The 18,186-nt window shown below is 59.5% G+C and carries 15 protein-coding genes; 10 read left to right on the top strand and 5 right to left on the bottom strand.

The window, feature by feature from the left end; translation table 11 throughout:
- Positions 1 to 32 precede the first annotated feature (32 nt).
- The gene (locus tag FDN03_RS06310; RefSeq protein WP_171021148.1) at positions 33 to 881 is read left to right on the top strand and encodes an NAD(P)H-binding protein; all 849 of its coding nucleotides are present in this window, start codon (positions 33 to 35) and stop codon (positions 879 to 881) included.
- Between the two features lie 152 nt (positions 882 to 1,033).
- On the opposite strand, the gene FDN03_RS06315 is transcribed toward FDN03_RS06310, so the two are convergent.
- Positions 1,034 to 2,311, bottom strand: coding sequence for an FAD-dependent oxidoreductase (locus tag FDN03_RS06315; protein ID WP_138175159.1), 1,278 nt, complete (start codon positions 2,309 to 2,311; stop codon positions 1,034 to 1,036).
- Between the two features lie 362 nt (positions 2,312 to 2,673).
- Between FDN03_RS06315 and FDN03_RS06320 the strand changes: the two genes are divergently transcribed.
- The gene (locus tag FDN03_RS06320) at positions 2,674 to 3,867 is read left to right on the top strand and encodes a hypothetical protein (protein WP_138175161.1); all 1,194 of its coding nucleotides are present in this window, start codon (positions 2,674 to 2,676) and stop codon (positions 3,865 to 3,867) included.
- Between the two features lie 79 nt (positions 3,868 to 3,946).
- Here FDN03_RS06320 and FDN03_RS06325 read toward each other — a convergent pair whose 3' ends face one another.
- Together FDN03_RS06325 and FDN03_RS06330 are read right to left on the bottom strand one after the other, a co-directional pair.
- Entirely contained in the window at positions 3,947 to 4,567 is a 621-nt protein-coding gene (locus FDN03_RS06325; protein ID WP_138175163.1) for a malonic semialdehyde reductase, read from the bottom strand.
- Positions 4,568 to 4,908: 341 nt separating this feature from the next.
- Entirely contained in the window at positions 4,909 to 6,099 is a 1,191-nt protein-coding gene (locus FDN03_RS06330; RefSeq protein ID WP_138175165.1) for a histidine kinase, read from the bottom strand.
- 314 nt (positions 6,100 to 6,413) lie between these two features.
- Here FDN03_RS06330 and FDN03_RS06335 point away from each other — a divergent pair, with 314 nt between their 5' ends.
- The 5 genes from FDN03_RS06335 to FDN03_RS06350 all read left to right on the top strand — a co-directional run bounded on the left by FDN03_RS06335 (position 6,414) and on the right by FDN03_RS06350 (position 11,616).
- Positions 6,414 to 7,106, top strand: a complete 693-nt coding sequence (locus FDN03_RS06335) for a response regulator transcription factor (RefSeq protein ID WP_138175167.1) — start codon at positions 6,414 to 6,416, stop codon at positions 7,104 to 7,106.
- A 245-nt stretch (positions 7,107 to 7,351) separates the two neighbouring features.
- A complete protein-coding gene (locus tag FDN03_RS06340) occupies positions 7,352 to 9,766 on the top strand; it encodes an ATP-dependent Clp protease ATP-binding subunit (protein WP_349291708.1) in 2,415 nt (804 codons plus the stop codon).
- A 205-nt stretch (positions 9,767 to 9,971) separates the two neighbouring features.
- Positions 9,972 to 10,565, top strand: coding sequence for a hypothetical protein (locus FDN03_RS16760; RefSeq protein ID WP_249354349.1), 594 nt, complete (start codon positions 9,972 to 9,974; stop codon positions 10,563 to 10,565).
- A 9-nt stretch (positions 10,566 to 10,574) separates the two neighbouring features.
- Positions 10,575 to 10,901 carry a hypothetical protein gene (locus FDN03_RS16765; RefSeq protein ID WP_249354351.1) on the top strand — a complete coding sequence of 109 codons (327 nt, stop codon included), beginning with the start codon at positions 10,575 to 10,577 and terminating at the stop codon, positions 10,899 to 10,901.
- A gap of 52 nt (positions 10,902 to 10,953) precedes the next feature.
- Positions 10,954 to 11,616, top strand: coding sequence for an alpha/beta family hydrolase (locus FDN03_RS06350; protein WP_138175171.1), 663 nt, complete (start codon positions 10,954 to 10,956; stop codon positions 11,614 to 11,616).
- Between the two features lie 146 nt (positions 11,617 to 11,762).
- Here the strand turns inward: FDN03_RS06350 and xsc are convergent, their stop codons facing one another.
- The gene (gene xsc / locus FDN03_RS06355; RefSeq protein WP_246049685.1) at positions 11,763 to 13,622 is read right to left on the bottom strand and encodes a sulfoacetaldehyde acetyltransferase; all 1,860 of its coding nucleotides are present in this window, start codon (positions 13,620 to 13,622) and stop codon (positions 11,763 to 11,765) included.
- A gap of 175 nt (positions 13,623 to 13,797) precedes the next feature.
- On the opposite strand from xsc, the gene FDN03_RS06360 reads away from it, so the two are divergent.
- Genes FDN03_RS06360 through FDN03_RS06370 form a run of 3 tightly spaced genes read left to right on the top strand, consistent with a single transcriptional unit; the run spans position 13,798 to position 17,345 of the window.
- On the top strand, positions 13,798 to 14,625 hold the full coding sequence (locus tag FDN03_RS06360; RefSeq protein WP_054820484.1) for an IclR family transcriptional regulator: 828 nt from the start codon (positions 13,798 to 13,800) through the stop codon (positions 14,623 to 14,625).
- 2 nt (positions 14,626 to 14,627) lie between these two features.
- Positions 14,628 to 15,608, top strand: coding sequence for an AAA family ATPase (locus FDN03_RS06365; protein ID WP_212743869.1), 981 nt, complete (start codon positions 14,628 to 14,630; stop codon positions 15,606 to 15,608).
- 12 nt (positions 15,609 to 15,620) lie between these two features.
- Positions 15,621 to 17,345, top strand: coding sequence for a cobalt chelatase (locus FDN03_RS06370; protein ID WP_138175175.1), 1,725 nt, complete (start codon positions 15,621 to 15,623; stop codon positions 17,343 to 17,345).
- Positions 17,346 to 17,973: 628 nt separating this feature from the next.
- Here FDN03_RS06370 and FDN03_RS06375 read toward each other — a convergent pair.
- Positions 17,974 to 18,186, bottom strand: a 213-nt coding sequence (locus tag FDN03_RS06375; protein WP_138175177.1) for an integrase core domain-containing protein, incomplete at its 5' end; no start/stop codon positions are given.

Raw genomic sequence — 18,186 nt, forward strand, 5'->3', positions numbered from 1 at the left:
AAGATTGCACCCGGGGGAAGAGAGCCGCATTCGTGAAGGTACTACTGATCAGCTGCGGGGACGTGGGCACGGAGGCCGGTTTCCGCTTCCAGGCCCGCGGAGCCCATGTCACCGCCTGGCGGCGCAATCCGCAGAAGCTGCCGCCAACCTTTCACGGGCAGCAGGTGGATGTGGCCAGCGGGCAGCTGCCGCCAATCGACCCGGACACCGAGGTCGCGCTGTTCACCCCGGTCCCGGCCAGCCGCGACGCCGCAGGCTACGAGCACAGCTATCTGCAGGCGGCCCGGCACCTGGTCACCGCCCTGCAGCAACAGGCCCCCGCGCTGCGCAGGCTGTTCTACATTTCCTCCACGGCGGTGAACGCCGGCAACGACGGGCAGTGGGTCACCGAGCAACACCCCAAGGAGCCGCGGCGGGAAACGGCCAAGGTCCTGGCCTGCACCGAGGACTACCTGCTGGATTCAGCCCTGCCGGTCACGATCCTGCGCGCCTCGGGCATCTACGGACCGGGGCGCACCCGGCTGATTGACTCCCTGCGCGAGGGCAAGGCCCGCCTGCCGCGAAGCTCGCAGTGGACCAACCGGGTCCACCGCGACGATCTGGCCAAGGCAGTGGTGCACCTGGCGCACTTTGGCTCCGATATCGACGAGCTCTACCTGGCCACCGACAACGAGCCGGCGCAGCTGGCCGAGGTCTACGAGCACCTGGCCGGCCTATTGGGCACCACGCCGCCACCCGCCAGCGAGGAGGCCCCCGGCAGTGGGGCCGACCGCCGGCTGAGCAACGCACGCTTGCGCGCCACCGGCTGGGAGCCGACCTTCCCGAATTACCGGGAAGGGTACCGGGCCATCCTGCGCGGCTCCGGTCGCCGGCACCACTGACCGCGCAACACCTTGAAGGTTCCCGGCCCCGGCGTTCCGGGGCGGCCCGAACCTCGGGGCCGGGCTCTTAAACGGCCTCGCGGCCGGATCCCCCAAGGTGAGGCTCCGGCCGCGAGGCAGAATGCGTGTTGGTCTTCGACCGATTACTGGTCTTAGAAGCCCTTGCGCAACGGGTTGAAGTGACGGGCCACTGCGGGCACCGACTGGCCGGTGATCTGCGAGGCCAGGATCTTGCCGGTCAGCGGCCCCAGGGCCACGCCCCACATGCCGTGTCCGCCACCGACCGAAACGCGCGAGGAGTTGGTCTGCCCGATCAGCGGGAGGCCATCGGCGGTGCAGGGACGCCCGCCAACCCATTCCTCCTGGCGGTTCTCCCAGTTGATGCCGGTGTAGACCGGCTTCGCGGCCGCCACAATTGCCTCGATGCGCTTGGGCTCGAGCTTGTGGTTGGCGTCGCGGAACTCCATGGTGCCGGCGATGCGGAAGCGGTCCCCCAGCGGGGTGCAGGCCACGCGCTGTGCCGGGAAGTAAATCGGGTGGGTCGGCATGTGCTCCGGCTTGACCGTGAAGGAGTAGCCGCGGCCTGCCTGCACGACGACGTTCACGCCGAACTTCTTGGTCAGGTCGTTCATCCAGGCGCCGGTGGCCATGACCACGTGATCCGCGGTGATTGCGCGGCCCTCGGAACCGATAACGGTCACCGAGCCGCCGTTGTCCCGCACATCGGTGACGTTGAACGAGCCGATGATGTCACCGCCGCGGGCCTGAACGGACTCCGCCAGCGAAGCCATGTACTTCGGCGGGTTCAGGAAGCGCTGGTTCTTGATGGCAATGCCGGCCACGACGTTCTCCGACAGGGTCGGCTCGATGCCGCGCAGCTCATCGCCCGTCAGCAGGTCGTACTCCACGTTGCCACCGGTCTTGTGGATCATCTCGAATTCGTGCAGCAGCCCGTCGCGGTCCGCCATGGTGCGGAAGCCGGTGAGGAACGGGTTGGCCGGAGTGGTGGTTTCCTGCACGCCCGGGCCGGCCGAGGTGGATTCGGAAATCTCGTCGAAGGCGTCCAGGCCGCTGGTGCCGATCTCGGAGAAGGTCCGCATGGCCTGCTCCCACTTCTTCGGGGTGCTGTGCCAGGCGAAGCCGAGCAGGAAGCGGATCAGCTTGGCGTCGGCCTTCAGCGGGATGTACAGCGGCGAGGCCGGGTCAAACATCATCTTCAGCCCGTTGGTGAAGACCGAGGGCTCTGCAATCGGCAGGGTCAGGGCCGGGGTCAGCCAGCCGGCATTGCCCCAGGATGCACCGGAGGCGACACCGCCGCGGTCTACGACCGTGACCTTCACACCCTGCTCCTGGAGGTACCAGGCGGTCGACAGGCCGACGAAGCCCGCGCCGACGATAACTACATGATCCGGGGCAGCACCCTTGGCCATGATCCACACTCCTTGGAAACCAACGAAAATCTTTTGCTTCCCCTGCAGACACAAGGGAATAACTTTGCACTCACTGTCTCGGTTTTGCCGCCCGATTGCAACGCGAACTGGAGATTCAACGGTGATCCAGACCACATTTTGTACTACGCTGAATTTTTTGGAGTAAAACTTGGGAACTACCGCAATATTTGCGGCGCTCAACGGGCTTTCGCTGCCTCTGCTCGGAATACCGGTGTTTTGCTGATGTTTTCCACGTTTTGGAATTCCAGCCCGCCGATGGAGCCCATCGGGGCTAAGAACCGCCTGCGTAGACTGGAATCAGATTCTTACTGCCAACCTACGCAAAGGACCGCGCGCCCGTCATGGCATCACGCAAACCGCACAAGAAGAAGACCGCCCAGGGCCACCCCGCGCGCCGCCCCGGCGCGAGCTCGGTACCCTTCGAAACCGAGGTCCGCCAGGCCCTGCAGCCCTTCAAGCAGGCCCTGTACCGCCACTTCCAACACGAGTCTGCCGCCGAAACCCGCGCCGCGCTGGAGGGGCTGACCACCCTGCTGACCGTGCATGCGCAGCTGCGCAAGGAAGTCGATGTGACAACCCTGGATTCCACAGCCCTGGGTGAGCAACTCGGACACCTGCGCTCGTTGGGTGAGGAAGTGCTCAAGGCCAGCGCCGGGCTGCTGAAGCAGTACCTGGTCTTCCTGGGTCAAAGCGCCCACTTCGGCGGCAGCGTCGAGGACTTCAAGGCCAGCTTCGAGTTCCTTTCCCGCATGGCCGGAGACTCCCCCATCGTCGTGCCCTTCATGGAGGACGACGAGGCCAACGCCGCACTGGAGCAGTTGCCGCTGGTCTTCGCCGCGCGGGAGCTGGTGGCGTGGGTTGGCGCGGGTCAGCCGACAGACCCCAGTGGCGTGCTGCATGGCGATCAGCTGCAGCAGGCCGCCGCGGCCTTGGGCATGGACGTGCGGATTGATGAGGCCGCCACGGACCCGGTAAAGGATTGGGAACCGGCCGATGGAACGGCAGTTTCCTCCCTCGGCCAGATTCCACGGCTTTCGGCCTACTGGGATGCCCTGATTGGAACGGCCATGCTGCGTTACGATGCGCCCAACGCAGTGCCCACCGAGAGCCTGCGGGACGCCCTGAACGCCGCCACCGGCCCAGGCGCCCGGCTGATCAAGGAGCTCGTCGCCGAAGTCATCTTCTCCAACGTGCTCACCAATGCTCTGGCGGTTCCCGGCCAAGGCGAGGTGGCCGAGATGGTGGCCGGCGTCTTGAGCAATGCCGCTTCGTCCAACCAGCCGCGTGCCGAGTTCGCGTTGCAAGTACCGGGCAAGGATGACTTGCCCGAGGAACAACATCACCTGATTCCCAAGCTGGAATCGACCATCCCCGAAGTTGAGCGCGTGCTGCGCTGCTTCGAGCGCGAGGGCCTGGTGGTCATCGACGAGTTCATCGAGGTGCCAGAAGTCGTTCGCGGCCCGCTGGAACGCGCGCTGGAGAAGGTATCCGAACGGCTGCTCAGCGGCGAATCCGAGGCCCCAGAACAGGGCTAGCAAACAGTCCCACGAACAGGACGTCTGATACAGGTGGGGCGCGGTCCAAGTATGGACCGCGCCCCACCTGTACTTCTTGCTAGAGGCTGCGCACCGCGAACTTCGCCTCATGGCGCGGCAGGCGCTCCATCCAGGCATTGGCGCCCGGCTTGCCGACGTTGACGATCATGAAGGACTTGTGGCCCGTTTCTTCGTTAATGGCCGCGTCCACAGCTGCATGGTCAAATCCACCCATCGGTCCGGCGGCCAGGCCTACTGCGCGCACGGCCATCAGGAAGTAGCCCGCCTGCAGCCAGGCATTGCTGCTGCCCACGGCGGCGCGGGACTCGGCGTCCTCGAACATTGCCTTGCGTTCCGGGGCGTGCGGGAAGAACTTGGGGAACTGTTCATGCCATTCCGGATCGAAGGACAACACCGCCAGGGCCGGGGCCGCCAGCGCCTTGGCAGCATTTGAGCCGGACATGGTAGCGGCGATGGCGTTGCGCGCTTCATCGCTCTTGATCCAACTGATGCGCAGCGGCTGATTGTTCATCAGCGTCGGACCCATCTTCATGGCATCGTAAATGGCTTCGAGGGTCTCGTCGGATACCGGTTCGCCACTGAAGGAATTAGCGCTGCGGGCTTCGAAAAACAGCTGATCCATCGCTGCGGGATCGATGGTGTATGCGTCGTGGGCCGTGGCATATGCCTGCTGGGTCACGGGGTCTCCTTCAGGGGCGAATTCGTTTACAACTCAACAGTTCGCCATCATTGGGGATCCGTGCAACCGATTGTGAGTGGAAGCACATACAGAATGCGTTTGGACGTTATAAAAGGTACGTTGCATGTACTCTCGGACACGGCATGCGATGGGGGCACATCACCGAGAAAGTTACACTCCGTAGTACACGCAACGTACCTTTTAATCACTGCGGATAAAATCAGGAGCCACTCGCAAAACCCCGTCATTCGTCTTCCGCGGTGATCGGTCTTCACCGATACATATCTAACTTAACCCGTCATTCTGTGAAGCGAAATAGTACTTAAGTAGGAGGGGGTGGGTCAGAAGGGGATCTCAGCGACCAAAATCCACTGGTGAGCATGCTTTCCGGCCTCAAATTGGCCTCCGAAAGCCCGCATGCGGTCTTCCATGCCAATGAGACCACTGCCACCCCACAATGCGTCGTTGGTGGCGATCTTCTTGCTAGTCATCACTTGATTCACCATGCGCAGCACCGCAGTGTCTCCGCGGCGCTTGAGCGAAATGGAACACTGGCTGCCAGGCTCCGCGTGCTTGATGATGTTAGTAGTTGCTTCCTGCATCACTCGATAGAGAGCAGTATGTGCCGAGCGTGGCAATTCAGAAATTTCTTCTTCGTCTACGTCAGTCTGCACGCCGAACCCAGCGTCTCTGAGACGCTGGGAGAAAACCGCTACTCCCTGGAGGGCTTGGATAGTAGTTGCCGATGGCTTCCCGTCGAGATCTGCCCCAATATCACTCATGGTTCCATCGCTACGGAGAACATTAAGCATTAAGCGTAGATCGTGCAGCGTTTCCGAACTGAGCTTAGAGATCACGTCGATCGCTTCACGCGAAGTATTGTCATTGTTTGCGAACTTCGCGGCCTTGGACTGCATCGCCACGATAGTGATGTCGTGGGCGACAATGTCATGCAAATCCCGCGCGATGTTCTTTCGCTCATCACGAATAGCGTTCTCTGTACGTTCCCGCAGTCTCTCCATCTGTTTCACGCTCTGCTGGTTCTTCTCGAGCAGCACAAAGATGCTGCGTGAGGTCATAAAAGCAAGAATAACTACGGGAATTTGTACGACTAGCGTGATTGCGTCATCTTGAGCACGGATGGCAAACTGCAACATCCAAACCACTAACAATGACAGGTAGATGTTTCGGACGAGCGCAGAATCAACGCTTGCGACCAAGGCGGTAAAAATACCGAGTGAAGCAACAAGAAGAAGTAATTGTTCCCCATTGCCAAAGGCAAAAAACAACATCGCAATGTAGGCGCCAAGGGAAGCCCACACAAACCTGTAAGCCAGAGCAAGAATGATTATAAGTAGGACCGCAAAGCCAGCAGCTCGGATCACTCGCCCATCACTGTTTCCGATGCCGTTCTGTAGCAGCGTTACAATCTCAGTAAGCGTTACAGCTGCGAGAGCGAGTATTCCGAGCCAAATAATCAGGTTCCTACCGCCGAAGACCCGGCTTAGGTGCAATTTTGTTCGTAAACTCATGCGCACTCTAAACCGGGCCTAAGCGGTAAGCCATCGAAAGGCTGATTAGCAAGACACTCCGTAGCGCTTGCAGACCCACTTCGAGAAGTCGGTTGCCCAACCGGCCGGCGAAGCCACCGGAGGTCCTGCCTGCGCCACGGCCGGTGCGGCCTGGGCGGGTGCGGCGGACTGAACGGCGGCAATTGGCGAGATAGCCAAGGCCAGTGCAGCTGCTGCATATACGAGTTTCATAATCCATCCCCAACGCTAGAACTTATATACTTCGACACTAAGCAGCCACTTTTTCGGTTCCCGCAAAGGAAGTTGAATTACCCATGGAGCAAGTCAGAGTTCTGATTGCGGACGACGAACCGCTCATCCGGCGTGCCTTGGGCACAATCCTAGCAACAGACGATGCCATTTTGTTATTAAATTCCGTACAAAATGGACAGGAAGCAGTAAACTACTGCTCCTCTCACGAGGTGGATGTTGTTCTCATGGATTTGCAGATGCCGATCATGGACGGCGTCGAGGCCACCCGACAGATCAAACACCACAGTCCACAAACGGCAATCCTGGCGATTACCGCGTTCTCCTCCGATGATTACCTGGTGCCCGTCCTACTGGCCGGCGCCTCGGGATACCTCGTGAAGGATACCGAGCCGGCGGAAATCGTTCAGGCAGTATTGTCGGTGCATTCGGGCACCGCCGCCATCTCCCCCTCGGTATCCACGGACCTGATCGCAGCCGTGCAGCGTGCCTACAGCCCGCCCGCCTCCTCCGAAGGTGTCGCTGACGAGCTGGGCCTCACCGCCCGCGAGATGCAGATCCTCACCCTCTTGTCCCAAGGCCTGAACAACACCGAAATCTGCAAATACCTCGATGTCGCCGAGACGACGGTTAAATCGCATATGGCCAAAATCTTCCACAAGCTTGGCGTGCGTGACCGCGTCCAGGCACTGATCGTGGCCACCCAGCTCCAACTGGTGAATCTCAACGCGCGAGAAATCGACCCCCCGCACCGTTAAAGCCGCCCCAGCGTGTGAAGCGCATAACTTTCGAACCAATTTTCGGTGTTCGGGAATAGTTGGCGATCTGTAGCGTTGAACATGAGTACGTAACACTCAAGTTTCAGGAGGCTCACTTGCCAGCGTTCTTCGGTTCATCCGCCGATGGCTCGTTTGAGGAATTCCTTTCGCGGTTCCTCTCTTCGCGAGCCCAATCAGCCCGTCCGATCGACATCACCCGTCTGCTCTCGCAACGCACTCATGAAGTGGTTTCACGGGCTGCCACTATTGCCAGCGAGGACGGCCACGACGAAATCGATGCCTTGCACTTGCTTTTGGCATTGCTGCATACCGAACCGGTTGCCTCGCACTTGAAGTTCATGGGAGTGGACCTCGAGGCCCTGGCCGCCGCAGCCAACCAGCGTCTTCCCAAGCGCTCGGAAAGCAACGAGAAGACCAACCGGCTCTCGGCCGCTGCCCAGCGTTCCCTGTTTGACGCCTACCAGGTGGCTCGCAACTACGGCTCCACCTACATTGATCCGGAGCACCTGTTCCTGGCCTTTGTCTTCTCCCCGGAGTCCCCGGTGGGAATCTTGCTGGCCGAGCACGGTGTGACCGCCCAGTCCCTGCAGCAGGCCGCTGCCGAACAGGCACAGCGTGCCGCCGGCCAGGGGCAGCAGGAACAGCAACAGGAATCCGACGAGTCGATGCTGGAGCGCTTCGGCACCGACTTGACCGCACTGGCTGCCGATGGGCAGATCGACCCGGTGATCGGTCGCGACCAGGAACTGGAGCAGGTCATTGAGATCCTGGCCCGGCGCACCAAGAACAACCCGGTGCTGATCGGTGAAGCCGGCGTCGGCAAGACCGCCATCGCCGAGGGCCTGGCCCGTTCCATCGTCGCCGACGAGGTGCCGGAGCAGATCTCGGGCACCCGGCTGATCTCCATTGACCTGCCGGGCATGCTCGCCGGTACCCGCTACCGCGGTGACTTCGAGCAGCGCCTGACCTCCCTGCTGGAGGAAATCGCCAGCGCCGAGGGCCAGACCATCGTGTTCATCGATGAGATGCACCTGTTGGTCGGCGCGGGGGCCGGGGAATCGGGCAGCATGGATGCGGCCAACATCCTCAAGCCGCGGCTGGCCCGCGGTGAGTTGCGGCTGATCGGCGCCACCACCCTCTCCGAGTTCCGCAAGGTGGAGAAGGATGCCGCGCTGACCCGCCGCTTCGGCAAGGTCACCGTCAATGAGCCCAGCGAGGAGCATGCACTGCAGATCCTGCAGGGTCTGAAGGAGTCCTACGAGGATCACCACCAAGTCCAGTACACGGACGCGGCCCTGCAGGCCGCGGTGAGCCTCTCGGCCCGCTACCTGACCGACCGTCAGCTGCCGGACAAGGCCATCGACCTGCTGGACATTGCCGGTGCCCGGCGCTCGATTGCCGCCGACGGCACCGTGGATGTCCAGGCGCTGCGTTCCGAGCTGGTTGACTCCGAACGGGACAAGGCCCGGGCCATCGCGGAGGAACGGTTCGAGGACGCCGGTGCGTGGCGCGACCACATCACCGAGCTGACCGAACGGATCCGCCAGGTGGAGTCCACCGGTGGCAAGAGCGTGACCCGCGTGGTCGATGAGGAGCAGATCGCCGAGGTCATTGCCCGCTCGACCGGCATCCCGGCCGCCCGGATCACCTCGGATGACAAGTCGCGCCTGGCCAAACTGGAAGAGGAATTGCATTCCTCGGTCATCGGCCAGCACGATGCGGTCTCCGCGGTGGCTCGTGCGGTGCGTCGTTCACGCACCGGCATGGCCAACGCCAACCGTCCGATTGCCTCGTTCATGTTCCTGGGCCCGACCGGCGTGGGTAAGACCGAGCTGGCCAAGGCGCTTGCGACGAACCTGTTCGGCAAGTCCGATGCGCTGATCCGTATCGACATGAGCGAATACGGTGAGAAGCACACCGTGGCACGGCTGATCGGTGCCCCTCCGGGGTACATCGGTCACGACGAGCCGGGCCAGCTGACCGAAAAGGTGCGGCGCAACCCATACTCGGTGATCCTGCTCGACGAGATCGAGAAGGCCCACCCGGACATCTTCAACGTTCTGTTGCAGGTGCTCGATGACGGACGGCTGACCGACGCCCAGGGCCGGACCGTGGACTTCTCGAACACGCTGATCCTGATGACCAGCAACCTGGGCAGCCAGTACCTGGCCAGCCGCACCGGTTCACTGGGCTTCGCCTCCGCCAATGCGCAGAGCGAACGCTCGGACATCCGGGCAAAGGTCATGGGCAAGGTGCGCGAATTCGTTCGCCCCGAGTTCCTGAACCGCCTGGATGAGGTACTGCTGTTCAGCAAGCTCAGCGAGGAGGAGATTGCCCAGATCGTGACCCTGGTGCTGGGGGAAACCCGCAGCTACCTGTCCGACCAGAAGCTGCAGCTGAAGGTGACCGATGCGGCCACCAGCTGGTTGGCAACCGAGGGCTACGATCCGGAGTTCGGCGCCCGCCCACTGCGCCGCCTGGTGCAGCGCAGGGTTCACGACGCGATCGCGGATCTGCTGGTCGCCGACGAACTGGGCGAGGGCGACACCGTTCTGGTCGATGTCGTCGACGGGAAACTGTCGGTCGGCAAGGACCAGCCGGTGGCGGCCGCCACCACCGCCGAATACTTCGGGGTCTAACCCGAACGCGGTAGCCAGCTGCTAGCTGCAACTGCCCCGCAGTCCTTTTCACCTTGTGTGCGAAGGCTGCGGGGCAGTTTTGCTGTGCCGGGAACAGCGGACAGAGCCGCGGGGCGAGACGAGGCGAGAAGGTGGCCAAACAGGTTTCGTTCCTTATCAGGTCCCGGTCTACACTGATCGGGAATCACCCGACCTGGAAGGCCTCATGCGCGCAGCTATCCCCTTGTCTCTTGTTGTTGCCGGGCTGCTGCTCACCGGCTGTTCCACGGCAGCGGTTCCGCAGAAGAGCGCTGAAGCGGTCACCCAGCCTTCGTCGGCGGCACCGTCCACTGCTGCCGCTACAGCGAATCCAGACGTATCCTCCGTTCAGAGTGAGGATCCTGCATCGTCACGTCCGGGCGCATCCCCTGCCACGACGGCTACCGCCCAGCAGTGGGCGGACGAAAAGATGGCCATGTGGGTAGAGAATTCGGGGATCAAGTCCGTTAAGGGGTTTCTTCCGCCCTACAACCTCATCAACTCATGGAAAGTTAACGAACCGGGCAATATCACTGTCTACCTAGAGAATTCCTATCGGTTCAATTCGGACGGCATGTTCCAGAGCTACCAAACCGCTGAGGATGAGCTGCGCGTCATGGGACTAGTTATGTTCGAGAGCATCGGAGAATCCTCTCCAGAGCTGGAAGCCGTCACTTTCACGACAGAAGACGGCTCAAAAAGCGGCACCTACTCTCGTGCGCGCACCGGAGCGGATCCGGCCGACCTGGAGAGTTGGGCCGAAGAAAAATACGTGCAGTAGCTCGACAGCATGAATGATACGTACGAGTCCTTCTGCGGAAAGAGCATCAAGAAATTGGAGGATTATCGGTCCTGCATTCCCACCGATCCTCACGCGTACATTGCATCCGTTGAGGCGCCTGCACGCGGAGAGCTCCTGGTGACCTTGGCGGACGGAAAATGGCAAAACAATACCTACGACACTGCAAGAATCCCCGGTGTTGATTTTGTCTCCGGCAACATGATTCTGAAGATCAACAAGAAAGCTCATAGTAGTGAGGCCGTGGAGAAGTTGACTGTAAAAACTGAAAACGGGAAGGAATCCAGCACGGGAACGCGCGAGCAATGGAGCCAGTAATGCTCTACTCCACGACCTTACGACGTCAATGCCTCCACATAGGGTTAACCACATGAGCGAAGAACTACGAATTCCATTCGACGGCGAGACCGTGAGCGCGCTCTGGGATCCAGCCGCGGATCCAAAGGCGCTTCTCATCGTCGCTCACGGCTCAGGCGCGGGCAAGGACCACCCGTTTATGTCCGGGTTTGCCACTGCGTTGCCCGGACTTGGGATCAGCACGCTGCGCTTTAATTTTCCATACATGGATGCGGGCAAGAAGTTTCCGGACCGCGCTCCCCGAGCAGTAGAAGTGTGGAAACAGGTAAGGGAATGGGCTGCTGAAAATCTTGCCGCAGGTCTTCCCGTATTCGCCGCTGGCAAATCCTTCGGTGGGCGCATGGCGTCGGCAGCGGTGGCCGAAGGGATGCAGACTCCAGGCCTCATCTTCCTTGGTTATCCGCTGCACGCACCAAAGAAGACCGAAAAACTGCGCGATGAGCATCTGTACGGTCTGGACACCCCAATGTTGTTCTTGCAGGGAACCAAGGACCCTTTTGCAACACCGCAGCTGCTCGAGGATGTGGTCGGAAAACTTGGCGCAAGGGCAACGCTGCATTGGATCGAAGGCGGGGATCATTCCTTCAAAACTGCATACTCCGGGCGCTCGGTCGAGCAAGATGGAGCCCTGCTCGCTCCGCTTGCCTCCAACTTCATCGACCAGTTTCTGCTGTAACTATTTTTTGGGCCCGAGGGTAAAGGCAATGGGTGTCCTGGCCCTCCCCTAGTGGGAGAGTGACAGGACACCCATTACCCGGTGTACAGAGCCCTCTAGTCGGGCCGTTTATTGCAGATTATTCGCTGCTTATATTCGGTCTCCTTTTATACGTAGTCCTTGTACTTCTCGAGGTGGCGCACTGGAGTCGACAGCGCATCACGGCGGAACGGGTCACCCAATTCTCGGGTGCACATCACTTCGATGACAGTGGTCTTGCCGTCGTTCATTTGTGCATCCACGGCAGCTTGGAGTGCGGGTCCGACATCCTCAAGTTTGTCGACTACGACTCCTTCAGCGCCCATGCTGCGAGCCATCTCTGCAAAGCTCTCGCCGTTGTCGAGTTCGCCAGCAACAAAGCGGCGCCCGTAGAACTCCACCTGGTTCTTCTTCTCTGCACCCCACTGCCGATTCCGGAATACAACCGCAGTGACAGGGATATCGTGGCGGACCGCCGTCAGAACTTCTCCCATGCTCATGGCCCACGCGCCGTCCCCTGCGTAAGCAATCGCCGGTCGTTCAGGCGCGGCTGCCTTAGCTCCAATGATCGTCGGCAGCGCGTAGCCGCAGTTGCCAAAGGACATCGGCGCAAAGAAGCTGCGTGGCTTCTCAAAACGAAGGTAGCTGTGGGCCACAGAGTTGATATTGCCGATGTCGGTTGAAACCATAACGTCTTCCGGCATGGCCTTCTCCAGCTCGCGCAGGACCTGACGAGGATGCAGCCAATTGCCGTCTTCGTCCTTGGCTTCTTCAATCACATCCAGCGAATAGTCATCCTTTTCGTGAGTCCAAGCCGAGAGCTCTTCTTCCCACGCTTCTTTCTCAGCCCGGATAGCTGAAGCACGTTCCGCCTTCGTGGCATCCGAATCAAGCGCACGGCTCTTCAGACGCGCGACCAGTTCCGTCGCGACAGCCTTGGCGTCCCCGCAGATACCGACGGAGATCTTCTTAACCAGGCCCAGCATCTTGTGATCAGCGTCGACTTGAATGATTTTTGCATCGTTTGGCCAGTAAGCCTGGCCGTACTGCGGCAAGGTGCCAAATGGTCCAAGTCGCGTGCCCAGTGCGAGGACGACGTCAGCTTGGGAAATCAGCTTCATCCCCGCCTTCGAGCCCTGGTATCCCAGAGGACCGGCCCAAAGAGGATGACTGGCAGGGAACGAGTCATTGTGCTGGTAGCTGTTCACGACCGGAGCGCCTAGCCGTTCGGCGAGGGCTTTACACTCTTCGACGCCGTCAGCCATAACGACGCCCCCACCGGAAATAATCACGGGGAACTTGGCCTGGGCCAGCAGTTCCACCGCCTCGTCGAGCGATTTCGTTCCACCCGCTCCACGGTCGACACGACGTGGCTCAGGGATCTCCGTCGTGGACTCGCCATAAAAGTAATCGCGAGGGATGTTGAGCTGTGTCGGGCCGATTTCGCTCATGGCCCGATCGAAGCAACGTGCCGTGTATTCTGCCATGCGGTTGGGATGGGTGACATGTCCCTGGTACTTGGTGAACTCCTGGAACATAGGCAACTGGTTGGCTTCCTGAAAACCACCCAGTCCCATGGTGTTGGTGCCCGCTTCTGGAGTCACAATAACAACCGGGCTATGGGCCCAGAATGCAGCGGCGATACCGGTGACACAGTTTGAGATGCCAGGGCCGTTCTGCCCGATGACTACACCGTGCCGCCCGGACGCACGGGCGTAGCCGTCAGCCATGTGTGCAGCGCCTTGCTCGTGAACCACCGGTACCAGGCGAATCCCTGCGGGCGCAAAGATATCCATGGCGTCCATGAAGGCTGAGCCCATGATTCCAAAGATATCGGTGACATCATTGGCTACCAAAGTTTCGACGAACGCCTCAGACGGCGTCATCTTTTGCACTCCCTTGACCGCTTCGCGCTTGGCGACCGGCGCTGCCTGCGCGCTCGCGTCGTCCGTCTCAACCCGCTGGGATTCAATGATCTGTTCGGACATGTTGCCCCCTTCAGTGGAACATACTTTCTGCATCTCAGAAAATGGTGCGTTTTCCCATAGAAAATGGGATTGACACCAAAGCTATGCGAGCTGAGTCACATTCGTCAAGACCTGTTCAGCTTTTTGTTTCGAATGTTAGTATTTAATGAAACTTCGAATCGGGAGGAGTCCTACCATGGACAATCTCACCGAGCCTTCGCTCGGGGCGCAGGGGTCAGTTCAGGGCGAGACGCCGGCACTACGCTTGTTCGCCTTACTGGAACTCATCACGAGCCGAGATCAGCTATTTACGCTGCAATCACTTGTCGATCAGACCGGTCTGCCTAAGCCGACATTGCACCGGATGTTGCAGCAGCTGGAAAGCGCGGATCTGCTAACTCGGCACAGCGATGGACGCCATTACGCCACGGGAGCAAGAATGCGGCGTCTTGCCGAGGACGTTTTACTTAACGACACACGCAAAGGTGCGCGTAACGCGATCTTGCAGGACCTAGTGTCCCGCATCGGCGAAAGCTGCAATATCACCGCCCTCTCTGGCAACGAGGTGATCTATCTAGATCGCGTCGAAACTTCTGAACCAATTCGCGTACACCTCGGCCCGGGCTCTCGCGTTCCGGCGCACTGTTCAGCGAGTGGAAAGCTCATCATCGCTCAATTTGGCCCTGCGCAGCGCCGTCGTCTACTCGGCACGGGTCGCCTACCTCGGTACACGGAGCAAACGCTGACCGATTTTGAGGCACTGGAATCCGAGCTGGCACTCGTTCGCCAGCAGGGCTATGCACTCGACCGTCAAGAATTCTTGAACGGCCTAGTGTGTCTCGCGGTCTTAGTTCCGAACGCGGCAGGACGCTCGAATATGTGCGTTGCTATTCAAGCACCGGTAATGCGCAAATCTGCATCGGATCTGGAACAGCTACTGCCGTTGGTACAGCAAGCAGCCGCAGATATTGCGCGAATTGAGGATTTGGAAGAAGACGACAGCCCACTAGCTGCAGGATGGTAAAGATGACGACCTTCGCCCCGGCACCGACTGACGAATTCGAAAGCGTGAGCGCGCGCAGACTCTTCGATATTGATACTGACCTAACGGTGACTCGATTTCTTGGTGACTCGCCTCATGTACCAACAATCGACACGAACTATCGGTTCAATAAGCCCACCACGTTGGCCATACTCGCGGGTTTCATGCACGATTCGCGAGTCTTGGTGCAGGGGATGCATGGCACGGGCAAGTCGAGCCATATTGAGCAGGTCGCGGCGCGTCTTCGTTGGCCGGTGATGCGAGTCAACCTTGACGGGCAGTTAGGGCGTATGGATTTGGTCGGCAAGGATAGCGTCGTGATACGTGATGGGCAGCCGACTACATCGTTCCAAGAAGGTGTCATTCCTTGGGCGATGAGCCAACCAATGGCCCTCATTCTTGATGAGTACGATGCAGGTCGTCCAGATGTCATGTTTGTAATCCAACGCCTGCTAGAGCAGAACGGGGCACTCGTGCTGCCCGACCAGAATCGCGTCATTCAGCCCCATCCGCATTTTCGGTTGTTCGCAACGTCTAATACTGTCGGATTGGGAAACTTGAACGGTCTCTATCATGGTGTGCAGCGCTTAAATCACGCGCAGATTGACCGCTGGAACGTTGTCGCCAGCCTCAACTTCCTGCCGGCTGAGGACGAGATCTCTATCGTAGCGGGGCGTGTTCCGGAACTGGCTCGCACTCCGGAAGGCATGGAGCTAATTCGTGCCATGGTGTCCGTTGCTGCATTGACGCGTGACGGGTTTGCGGCCGGCGATGTTTCTACACTCATGTCGCCACGCACCGTGATCACCTGGGCCCAAAACATCGAAATATTCCGCGATCCTGCTTTGGCATTTCGCCTCACCTTCCTCAATAAGTGCGATGAATCAGAACACTCTCTCATCGCGGAATACTTCCAACGTTGTTTTGACACAGAACTGCCAGAGTCTATGGCCATTGATTTTTAGAAGGCTTCAGCGATGACTGAACAGCCTACGGAGCCGCCCCGCATATCCCAACACGCTCAGGAGATCAGACGCCTCCAGAGCGCTTGCCTCCGGGCACTGAGTGCTGATGCCGGATTAGAGTTACGTGGCAACACTGCCTGGAGCTCCGGCAGGATGCTTCCCATCAACGCAGCCCATCTCTACCCTCAAATTGGCTATTCCGATTTGCACGCCTATCGAGGCGCTAGCGACGGAATGGCCCTTCGGGTGCGTCATTCAGATATGAGACAGCATCAAGAGCTACTTCCGAAATCTTCGGGCGGCCGTTTCATCTTCGAGCTTCTCGAGCAATTCCGGTGCGAGTCGCTAAACAGGTTGCCTGGCGTTCGCTCAAATCTCGACAATGGATTTCACAGTTGGACCACACAGTTTCAGGCGTCAGCTTTGGCAGAGACGGAGCTAGGGCAGATGCTATTCGCACTGGCCCAAGTCTGCCGGTCCAAAATCAATGGCACCGGGCTAGCTCCAGAGATGGAAGATTCCATCGAAGCTGCGCGCATAGCTTTCCCATCCGGCATCGGGGCGTTAGCGGCCCGTCTCCGTCCGGCACGTTTTGACCAGCTCCGATTCGCGCAGATCTCACTGCGTATTGCCAGACTGGTAGACGACAGTATCGCCGCGCACCACTCCAATCGCGGCAGTCGGCCGGCACCACGACGTCGAGCGGATGATTCACGATTCACTCTACATCTGGATGTCGCTGGTGAAGCTGCTGCCGTCGCACGTGCAGCATTGGACCCTGGATCCAAGAGCGGGCGCGAGGATTCCCGCTACCGTGCCTTTACCCGACAGTATGATCAGGTTGTTCCGGCAACCCAGCATATTCGTGCTGGGCTACTCGAACGCTACCGTGCGGAGATCGCGCATTTAGCGTCTCAATCTGGAATAAACCACAGATTCCTCGCACGGGCCCTGCGAGCGATCTTCTGCTATCCCACACCGGATGGCTGGTATGGGGGTGCCGAACGCGGCTTGATTGACGGCGGCAGGTTGGCTACGTTGATTGCCTCTCCCACTGACCATAGAGTATTTCGAGAAACACACGAAGCATCGCATCCATTCGCAGCGATCAGCTTTCTCATCGATTGCTCGGGATCGATGCGGCACCATGCGAAATCGATTGCTTCGTTTCTGAACCTGACGATAAGAGCGCTGGATCAGTGTGAGGTTCCCGTAGAGGTCCTCGGCTACACAACGCGAGCTTGGAATGGCGGCCGCCCGCTAAGCGAATGGCGTCGTGCCGGCTCACCCCAACAGCCGGGACGGCTGAACGAGATAAACCATCTTATCTTTAAAGACTTCACTTCAAGCTGGCGGACGAGCCGGAACAGCATCGGCGCATTGTTGCACCAGCCTCTCTACAAGGAGGGCGTAGACGGTGAAGCTGTGAGATGGGCCCTACACCGTCTATCCGAAAATGCCGCAGAACGTCGAGTTCTTATCGTCATTTCAGATGGAAGTCCATCGGATACCGCCACGACACAAACGAACGGTGCATCCTACCTCCACCAGGATCTGGTTGAGGTGATCAGGCACGCAAATACTAGCCGAACAAGTGTCGCAGGAATAGGTTTGGGATTAGACATGAGCCCGTATTTCGGTGATCAGGCAGTAGTAATTGAAGACTGTGAGCTTTCCAGCGACCGCGGGATCCGTGCCTTCTTGTCGCTCTTGGCAAGGCTTCCCACCCTCCGCTAAATTCAACTTCCTGCTGTCATTCGTACCCGTTGGAGACCCAGTAGACACTGTTGCGCTCTCGTCATCTATAGGAGAATGGGTCTTCCAAAAAACGTAAGTTATCGCAATTCAGGCTGTCCGCTAGATGCTGCCTTTCAGGCGGGCGAAATTGCGTTGTCTGAAACGCCAGCCGCTCCCGGCCCATTGAGCCCGCCCGAGAAGAATGCTTACCCTCGGCACGCTGTTTCCCAGGTTAATTTATGCGGTCAAAGGAACGGCGTCCAGATTCAAAAACGGAGGCTGGCCAAATAGTTCTTCGGCAACTTGGTGAGGGCCGAACCCAATGGCACATTCGTAGGCTCGCGTGACCACGCCAGAGAAAAGGCTTCCGTTGCCTGAATCTCACTCACGACAAGCCCGCAGACTGGAAGCACGTCAAACCATTTCCATGAGAGGGATCTCTGCGCAGGACAATGCGGAGGTGGGAAAGATAACTGGCTAACCGACAGAGCACACCAGGCTTACCTCATCCGGTGATGGGCGTCCCGACACCTTAGTCCCTTGAATACAAGACAAGGCCCGCGAAGACGAGGTTGCTTCCCGGGCCTTGTCAGCCTTTATTCGATTGCCTACCTTTTCACTTTGACCGCTAGCTGTTCTTCCCATGGACGTTGTGTACGCGGTCGATGGGTGATTTGCCGCCGATGCCGGTATGGGGTCTGTGATGATTGTACTCATGGAGCCAGGCCGGGTAAGCGGCGGCGCGCTCGGCTTCTGAGCCGTAGTGCCGGGCGTAGGCCCATTCGAACGCGAGAGTGCGGTGGAAGCGCTCGATCTTCCCATTCGTCTGAGGCCGATACGG

Origin of the sequence: Glutamicibacter sp. V16R2B1 (genome assembly GCF_005774635.1) — a bacterium.
Taxonomy (GTDB): Bacteria; Actinomycetota; Actinomycetes; order Actinomycetales; family Micrococcaceae; genus Glutamicibacter; species Glutamicibacter creatinolyticus.